At 65.1% G+C, this 8,156-nt stretch carries 9 protein-coding genes and 1 pseudogene; all 10 read right to left on the bottom strand.

From position 1 onward, the window contains the following. Nucleotides 1-841 (bottom strand): transglycosylase SLT domain-containing protein (locus IPL79_20460; protein MBK9073345.1); only part of this gene is annotated, 841 nt, incomplete at its 3' end. Between the two features lie 3 nt (nucleotides 842-844). Further along, a complete protein-coding gene (locus tag IPL79_20465) occupies nucleotides 845-1,879 on the bottom strand; it encodes a hypothetical protein (GenBank protein MBK9073346.1) in 1,035 nt (344 codons plus the stop codon). Between the two features lie 9 nt (nucleotides 1,880-1,888). Next, entirely contained in the window at nucleotides 1,889-2,197 is a 309-nt protein-coding gene (locus IPL79_20470; GenBank protein MBK9073347.1) for a hypothetical protein, read from the bottom strand. Next, the gene (locus IPL79_20475) at nucleotides 2,194-3,888 is read right to left on the bottom strand and encodes a hypothetical protein (GenBank protein ID MBK9073348.1); all 1,695 of its coding nucleotides are present in this window, start codon (nucleotides 3,886-3,888) and stop codon (nucleotides 2,194-2,196) included. The genes IPL79_20470 and IPL79_20475 overlap by 4 nt, the downstream gene beginning before the upstream one ends. Continuing rightward, nucleotides 3,888-4,526: a hypothetical protein gene (locus tag IPL79_20480; protein ID MBK9073349.1), complete on the bottom strand. Its 639-nt coding sequence runs from the start codon at nucleotides 4,524-4,526 to the stop codon at nucleotides 3,888-3,890. The genes IPL79_20475 and IPL79_20480 overlap by 1 nt, the downstream gene beginning before the upstream one ends. A 14-nt stretch (nucleotides 4,527-4,540) precedes the next feature. Then, on the bottom strand, nucleotides 4,541-5,029 hold the full coding sequence (locus IPL79_20485; GenBank protein ID MBK9073350.1) for a hypothetical protein: 489 nt from the start codon (nucleotides 5,027-5,029) through the stop codon (nucleotides 4,541-4,543). Between the two features lie 3 nt (nucleotides 5,030-5,032). Further along, nucleotides 5,033-5,416, bottom strand: coding sequence for a hypothetical protein (locus IPL79_20490; protein MBK9073351.1), 384 nt, complete (start codon nucleotides 5,414-5,416; stop codon nucleotides 5,033-5,035). Nucleotide 5,417: 1 nt separating this feature from the next. Further along, on the bottom strand, nucleotides 5,418-5,879 hold the full coding sequence (locus tag IPL79_20495; GenBank protein MBK9073352.1) for a hypothetical protein: 462 nt from the start codon (nucleotides 5,877-5,879) through the stop codon (nucleotides 5,418-5,420). Nucleotides 5,880-5,906: 27 nt separating this feature from the next. Next, nucleotides 5,907-6,981 (bottom strand): annotated as a pseudogene (locus IPL79_20500) (N4-gp56 family major capsid protein). Nucleotides 6,982-7,307: 326 nt separating this feature from the next. Beyond that, the coding region (locus IPL79_20505; protein ID MBK9073353.1) for a hypothetical protein at nucleotides 7,308-8,156 on the bottom strand (849 nt) is incomplete at its 5' end.

Consider the following 8,156-nt stretch of genomic DNA (forward strand, 5'->3'; position numbering starts at 1 on the left):
CGATCGGCTGGTATTCGCCGGTCACCTGATCAAACAGCACCTTCTGTGGCTGCCCGGTCGCCGGGTCGAAGATCTCTTGCACCGTCATCGACTTCGACGCCTTGGGCGCAAACAGCTGTTGCGCGAGCTGCTGCATGACGCGCGGATCGCGCACCGCCCACTCGGCGGTTGCCGGGTCGATGCCGCGCGAGAGCAGCGCCTTATAGGTCTTGTTCTCGTTGACGCCCTTGTTTTCGAGCTCGCTGACGGCCGTCAGATAGCGTGGGTCGGCGTTGCCCCGGAAGGCTTGCCCCAAGCCCATGAGCCAGGTCGCCCATTTTTCACGGCCGCTCGCCTGCGGGAACGGATCGGCGCCGCCGGAGGGTGCCGGGCTGCCGCCGCCTGAAAGCAGGCCGGAATATCCGGCGAAACCGTCAGAGCCGCCCCCACCTGCAGCGGCGTCGGCCCCGCCGCCGCCGAGGATTGACGACACATAACCCTGCGTCTCGCGCGGCATGCGGGACATATCGCGGTGCTTTGCGAACTGCTGCGCGCGCCCCGGCCCCGCGTTGTAGGCAATCAAGGCAAGCGTCGGGTCGCCACCGAACGCGGCCAGCTGCTTTTTCAGGTAGTGCTCGCCGTAGCGCTTGCCGCGCGCCGGGTCCATGAGGGCTTGCGTGATCGCCCTGTCATCCATGCCGGCAATGTCCGTCTCGCCGAGCTCTGCCGCGATCTCGCGCCCCGTCGCCGGCATCACCTGCATGATGCCGGCCGCGCCCACAGGACTGATCGCGTTCGGATTGCCGCCGCTCTCCTGGCGGATCAGGCGTTGCAGCAGTTCGTCATATCCGAGCTGCGCCATGGCTTAGGCCCCCGCGTACATCGGATTGACGCCGACTTGACCATTCTGCAGGTAGGCCGTCGCCGGGTTGCTGTACGGGCTGTAACCGTAGGAGCCCTGATAGCTCGGCATGTACTGCATGCCCTGCATCGTCGCGCCGGGTGTCGTGCCGGCGCCTGTCGTCGTGCTCATGCCCGGCATGCCCATGAGCGTCGCGCCGATGCCAACAACCTGGCCGATCATGTCCATGACCGACGGCGTGCTCGAGCTCTGCTGCGTCTGGCTTGAATTCTGCTCGCCGAACTGCGAGCCAAGGCCGCCAAGCAGGCCCGAATACTGCTGATACGACTGCAGCGGGATCTGGCGCCGCGCGCCCTCGGCCGCCAGCTGCTGCTGCGGCCCCCACAGCCGCGCATCCATCGCCGCATTGCCCGCCTGAATGCCGGCGAGCTGCCGGTTGCCCTCGGCCGTGTCGAGATCGGAGAGCAGGCCCGAGAGCCCATAGCCGGCGCCCTGCAGCATGTTGTTCGCTTGGAATTGCTGCGCCTGGTTCTGCTGGTACATGTTCGCCAGCACCGGCAGCTGCGCTTCCGTGATGCCCTGCGCGACCGAGTTCTGATTGTAGCCGCTCATGTCACGGCCGGCGGCTGCGAAGCTCGCGTTAATTCGGTTCGCCGCGCTGTCGCCGAGCTGCGTCATGAGCCCCGCGAAATACGGGTTGTTCGCCGGGTCGAGCATGGCGCCGGAGGCATAGCCGCCGAGGTTCGATTGCAGATCCGAATAGGCGTCCTTCGCATACCCGCCGTAATCGGTCGGCGTCAGCAGGCCCTTGGCGACTTGGCCGTATTGGTTGGCGAATTGGTGCCCGCCCGCGCCGACCTTGCCCCACTGGTTTATGGCCTTCGTTTCGGCCCCCGTCAGGCCGTTCGGCATGCTCGCCGAGGCATTGGCGCCGAGCTGCTCGAGGGCACCGGAGACCGGTTTCCACGGCGTGACCTTGCTCGTGCCGGTGCTTGTCTGCTCGCTTGAGCCCGAGAACAGATCCGAAAGCCAGCCCATGTCGTGCCCTCACCCGAAAGCGTGATAGTCGAATGTGCGATCCGTCTGACCGTTGTTGGCGTGGGTGACTGTGAACGAGCCCTGAGCCTTAGCGCTGACATAGGTCGTGGCCAGCGCCGCCGCCGCGTTGGACGTGCGCGGCGAAAACGTGATGTGCGTATCAACGGACATATTTGGCGCGGTGACGGTCGTCGTCGTCGTGCTGGCCGTCAGCGTGAACGAATTGACCGCATTCGAGCGCCCGGCGAACAGATCGCGGATCGCCTGCAGGATGCGGACAGGATTGCGCTCGGTCAGCGCGGGGACGTTGCCGCTCATGCTCGCCCCCCGAGCCCGAATTCAGGTCGGAGCCCCGTGATAAACGTCCACTCCTCGCCGGCCGGGATGCGCAGCCGTATGCGCATGAACCGCGCCTCGTCGTCGAGCGGGATCACGCCGTCGTCGTTCAGGCTGTTCTCTTCGCCCTCATATTCGGCGCCGGCGAGCGTCTCGCGCTTGACAGCGACGCCATAGACGGTGCCGGCATCTGTTACAGGCTCGGCCGAGTTGATGAACACGCGACGCCCCTCGCCGGACTGCTCGGCGGTCTCAAGCACCGCCTCTAGCGCGTCACCGACGAGAAACCCGACATTGTGATTTGAGTTGACGGCGCCGAGCTCGGTCAGCGCGACCGTCGCGATATCGTCAAGCGAGAATTCCATGTCATCGACCGAGCCGCCGACGATGCCGCCTGACGTGTAGGCGTTCGCAAAGGTCGAGCCCTGCAGGTCGACGTGCGTCCCGTCGATGACCGTGATCGTCCAGTGGCCGTTGGCTTCCGTCGTGCCGCCGACGCCCGAGACGCTCTTGTAATCGCCCGTAGTCCACCCGGTTGTGGCGGCGACCTCGAGCCGAATGAGGCCGGCGCCGTTGTCGGCCGTGTCCGTGACGGCGATGACGCCCGCGCGATCGCATCGAGGCTTTCGGAGCGTCGCGCCTGGCCGCGCGATCGAGGCGAGGAACTCGCCCGCCACGTTCGCAGGCGTCCACCGCTTGAGCACATAGTCATAGTTCCATACTTTGTTGAACAGGTTCGCTTCGGCCTCGTCGTCGATGGTTTTCGAGGACCACGCGACGATGTGGCCGCCGGGATCGGAGGCGCCGATCACCAGCGAATAGGCCGACGTGTCCACGGTCGCGGCGAACGTCCTGTCAACCTTTTCCTTGCCGATCGGGATCAGCTCGCCGGTCGGCTCGGTGGAAGCCTTGGCTCGACAGGAAGAACGTGCGCGCCTCGCTTTGCGGATGAGCGAGTACGGCGCGAGCAGGCCGATGTCCGTCCCGAGGCGGTCGATCTGGAATACGATGTCGGCGCCCGGAACCCACGTCATGCGGCGGATGGCGGTGTCCTGAAACAGGAAGCCTTGCTCGCCGCCGGATATCCCGCGCACGATGCCGCCGTCCGGCAGGTCTTGGTAGTCCGAGTATGTCGTGCCTGAGGTCCAGGTCGTGATGGCGTTCAAGCCGCTCCACTGCACGCGATAGGGCTCGTTCAGGAGCCCCGCGAGCACGAGAAAGCGGTTGATCACGCCGACATAGGCCGCTTGCGGAGGCGAGCCGGCGAGCGCGGCGAAGGCCGACGAGGAGGTCAGATTGTAGGACTGCGGCGCGGCGTTGGCCTGTACGGCGATCACCACATCGGCGAACTGCGCGAACTGCCAGTGCGCATCGCTCGACAGAGCCGAATAGGCCGAGCCGCCGGCCGAGACGTCGGTCCAGCTGTAGTCGGTATTACTCATCAGATAGAGGCGGGTTTCCGTGCCCGCAAAGACGAGGATCGAGCCATCACGCTTGCGCGCGAAAAAGAGCCCACGGCATCGAGCTGACAAAGCATCGCTTAAAGGGTCTAAGCTGGGGTGTGGCCCGTAGCCGTCTGCGCGTGGGAGCACATTCAGGATCGAGCCGGTGTGCGCCCGATCGACGTCGGACACGTCCGGCCGATACTCCCCGAATTCGGAAAGTTTCGCCATCAGAAGGACATCGAGGCGATGCGCCCCGTCCCGAGCATCGAGGTCCGCCGGCGCTCGAGGCGGGCGAGCGCGTCCATTTCCTCATTGCCCATCAGCGCGGCAAGGTCCGTGTCGCGGTAGCGGTGCAGGGCGAGCTCGCGCTTGGCGCGGCAGCGGATGAGCTTCTCGGCCGTCGTCATCCACGGATTGCCGGCCGTGTCGTCATCAGTCGGTGGCGCGACGATGAAGTGCCCGCCGAGCCGGCATGTCCAGCCCGAGGAGGCGGGCGCCGGCCAGATGCGGATCGACTCGTCGAACACGACGTATTCGCTCGGCATGCCTGACGAGCTCGACGTCGAAAGCTCGACAAGCATCAGGTCGCCGGGGACAAGCTGGTAGGTCTGGCCGCTGATCGCGAGCGTGACGAAATCCAGTTCGATGATGTTGGCGATTTCCGCATCGTCGGAGACCGTATAAATTGCCTGGTCGGCGACCGTGTCAAACGTCACATCGCGGGTTTCGTTGAAGGTGAAGCGGTGCGTCTGGTACTCGCCGATCGCCGTCTCGATCGCCTCGTCGATGTCAGCCGTAATTAGAGCGGCGCCCGTGCGGCGCAGCTCCTTTGCGATCCGCGTCCGCATAATGGCCTTTGTCGTCATGCGAGGCCCTCATGTCAGACGGGTTCGATCTCAAGCGTGACGCGGAAGGTTTCACCGGAGGCAGGCGTGTAGGCGCCCTGCACGTCGATCAGGCCATAGAGCTTGTCGGCGACACTTGGCAGCCGGAAACAGATGGCGGTCGAAGCCGAGCGCTTGTTTAAGCCCGTCGTGCCACCGGCGAACGCGCCGGATGACAGGTCGATCGCCACGGTATCGAGATGATCCGTCACGCTCGCCACGCCGTAGGCGCCGTTGTCGCCGTTCGTCGGCGTGCCGGGGCTCGCTAAGAACAGATGCACTCGAAACGAGGCCGCCGTGGCGCCCGTCGCCGACTTGAACAGGCGAACGGCCCGGATGATGCCCGAGCCGCCGACTGCGCCCACGCCCCAAGACAGCGGTGTGATCGACGCGGCGGTCGTGTTGTCCGCCACGATATCGCCGGACGTGTAGGCCGTCGTGTTGGCCGGCCGCGCAAAGCTGCTGTAGGGCGTGTGAATGGCCATGGATCAGATCGCCTTCACCACGAGGAAGCTCACCACGATCGTGCCGTTGAAGGCTTCGGCCGAGGCGTGCTTGTTGATCACCTCGATTTCGATCGAGCCCGCGCCAGGTGTCACCTTGCCAATCATCGGCGTGCCCTGCGTGTTCGTGCCGTCATAGACGGAGGCGAACACCATGTCGGCGGCCAGCACCTTGTTATTCGTGATGGTCAGCGTGAAGAACGCGTCCTGAGCGGTCGTGAGCGCCTCGCTCGTGACCTTTCCCATGTAGTCGTTGATGGTGACGGCCGCGCTCGATGACGTACCGGTCGAAACTTCCGAGCCGATCGTCTCGCATTGGACGATCTGAGCGCGGCTTGCTTTGTTGATGCCGAAAGCGCCTGTAGGCATATCATCCTCCGAATGGGTGAAGGGCCGGGTTGCCCCGGCCCTGGTTGCCTATCAGCGCGCCGTGCCGGGCACGATGTACGTCACATAGACGGTCGCCGAGCCGGCCGAGGCCGCCGTGCCGGTCAGATCGACCGTCGCGGTGATGCTCGCCATCGGCAGTAGCCGAATAGCCGTCGTTAGTCGTCGCCATCTCGTCGGCGACAATGCGGCCGATCGTGCCAAGGGCAAGATCCGTCGCGAACCCGTCATCGTCGGCAGACGTGCCGATATCGAGGACGTTGGTCGAGCCCGAGTTGAAAGCGGTGTGGACGTGAACGCCCGCCTCGAGCACGCATGCGCCGGGCGGCATGGTTCCGAGCGTGAGCACGGAACCGTCATCGGTGTAGCTGAAGGTGCGCGCGAAATAGTGCACCTGATTGGTGTGGTACATCTGCCCTTTCGAGCCAGCGGTGCCGGTAGCCATGTGTGTGTGCTCCTCTTGGCTCTAGGGTTAGGCCGACGCTGTGGCGTAGCTGCTGATCGTGACGACGCCGAAGTCCGCCGAGTTGAATTGGACCTTCTTGAGGCCCATGATCGACCAAGCGCTAACCTCGAGCTTGCGCTTGTGATCAAGCAGCTCCTCGTTCCACCGGTAGCGGTCGCCGCCGTAGGGACCGGTACCGAAGCCGATAACAGCCGCCTGCGCGCCGAGCAGGACCGCGCGGCGGGTGCTGGCGACGGCGGTCGTCGGCGTCGCGCTGTTGCAGCCCAGCGTCACGTCCTGCGAGCTGCGAAGAACGATGTCGTTGTACTCGCCGAGCGCGCCGGTATAGATGGCGTTGTCGGACACCTGGTCGCCCATCATGGCCGCCTTCTGGATGTCCTGCCACTGGCCGGTCGAGCTGTTCGTGCGCAGGCTCGTCACCTGGTAGGGGTGAAGGTAGCAAACGAACTTCTTGCTGCCCTTGACGTTGATCGGGCGGAGCGGGTTGTCGCCGACCGTGGCCAGTTCCTTTGCCTTGTCGAGCAGGTCGAGGGTAAAAATGTCGTTGGCCGTGAGCGACTGATCGTTCGCCTGGCCGCCGGCGATGATGCGGCGGGTAGCCGTGTTGGCGGTCGTCGCGACAAGCCCGGTGTACTTGGTGTTCGTCTGAGCCGTGTTGCCGCAAACGTGATTGAAGAACGCGACGGAAATGCGCTCATTCCACCAATCGGTGAGGCCGTCTTTCAGCTCCTCACGGATGTCGAACGGCACGCGCTGCGCGTCGATCGTGTTCTCGCTCTTGGCGGCGACCACATGGCCGAGCTCGCCGATCGTCAGCGAGTCCGAATAGGTCGTCATCGCCTCGCCGTTGCCCTCGGCGGTCTCGGTCTCGCCGATGCCTTCGCCGGAGAACTTCGTGCGTAGACCGAAGGTCACACGGTCGCCCGTGCCCTTTTTCATCTCGCTTTTGATCTGGATGATCGAATTTGGCCCCTCGCCCATCAGCGGCAAGCGGGGTGGACTCGCGGACGCTCTTGTCGAGGTTCTTCGACCAGAGCTTGACGGCCAATGCGTCGTTAACGCCGTAGGTTGTGTAGGCCATTTCGTTTCCCTCCTGCGGGGGTCAGCGATTGCAAATCGTGTGACGGATTTGCGCGGTTCGCTGCGCTGGCGGAGGGGTCCGGGGTAACGGCGGGACGACTAAGCCGGGCGCTTTTACGGGTCGCCCCCCGAAGGCCCTTTAACGGCGGCCAGGCCGGAAAGCCGCAAGTCGGCTTGAATTGAACGCTGTTCATATTCGTCGGGAATGTCAAGCGGAGAATTGACCCACTCTCCGCTTGACGGCCGCGTCTCCTGCTCATCCCCCCATCATCCGGCGGAACTCCTCGGGACTCATTTCGGCAGCCTTGCGGGTGAACTCCTCCGTGCTCATCTGCGCGAGCGTCTGCGGCGTGAAGCCGGTCGTCGCACCGCCGGCCGATGACAGCGACGTGGAAGGCCGCCCGCGTCTGCTGCTGGCGCGGGTTGACGGGCGGGCGGCGTGGTGGTCTGGTGGAGCTGTGGCGGGCTGGGAGCAGCCTGCGCCATCTCCGGCCGCCAGCCGCGCGCGGCTGCAATCCGATAGAAGAACTCGGCCGGCCGCTGGCCACGCTGCTGCGCCATGCGGACCATGCCCATTTCCTCGGTCTTGAGCATGGCCTTCGCCTGCTCTTTCGAGTAGCCGAGCGCCTCGAGCTCCATGCCACGCGAATTGAGCAGGAAGCCGTAGGACTGCCAGAAGTCGGGCTGGACTTGCGCGAACTGCTGCGTGTCGGCCTTGGCCATCGCCGCGAGGTTCTGCTCCTCGCTCGTGCGCTGCATGCCCGACATCATTTCGGTCTGCTGCTGCTGCTGATAGGAGACGCGCCGGCGCAGCTGGTCATTCGAGCCGAAGATATCGACTTGCGGGTCAATGTCCTCCTCCTCGAATGGGTTCTCGGGCCGCTCGTCCTCCTGCGGCCCCGTCGCGCGCTTGGCCGCCGTCTGAACCATCTCCTCGAGCAGCCGAGCGCGCTCGCGGATGGCGATCGACTCCTCGCGGTACCGCTTGGCCTCCTCGTCAGCCCGCTTGCGCGCCGTGCGCTCGGCGTGCAGCGCCTCGTGCGGGACGTAGCCCTTTTTCGAGGCGAACTGGCCTTGTTGCGGCGCGCGACGCCCCGCTCGTCGATCAGCACGAGGTCGGGATCGTCCGGCTCGGTCTCGCCCTGCCCCGCAGGAGGCCCACCAGCGGCCGGTTGT

The sequence above is a fragment of the Myxococcales bacterium genome (genome assembly GCA_016716835.1).
GTDB lineage: Bacteria > Myxococcota_A > Polyangia > Haliangiales > Haliangiaceae > JADJUW01.

Coding starts and splice junctions, on each gene's coding strand:
- IPL79_20470 (MBK9073347.1), bottom strand. CDS start 2,197: ATGAGCGGCAACGTCCCCGCGCTGACCGAGCGCAATCCTGTCCGCATC.
- IPL79_20495 (MBK9073352.1), bottom strand. CDS start 5,879: ATGGCTACCGGCACCGCTGGCTCGAAAGGGCAGATGTACCACACCAAT.
- IPL79_20465 (MBK9073346.1), bottom strand. CDS start 1,879: ATGGGCTGGCTTTCGGATCTGTTCTCGGGCTCAAGCGAGCAGACAAGC.
- IPL79_20485 (MBK9073350.1), bottom strand. CDS start 5,029: ATGGCCATTCACACGCCCTACAGCAGCTTTGCGCGGCCGGCCAACACG.
- IPL79_20490 (MBK9073351.1), bottom strand. CDS start 5,416: ATGCCTACAGGCGCTTTCGGCATCAACAAAGCAAGCCGCGCTCAGATC.
- IPL79_20475 (MBK9073348.1), bottom strand. CDS start 3,888: ATGGCGAAACTTTCCGAATTCGGGGAGTATCGGCCGGACGTGTCCGAC.
- IPL79_20480 (MBK9073349.1), bottom strand. CDS start 4,526: ATGACGACAAAGGCCATTATGCGGACGCGGATCGCAAAGGAGCTGCGC.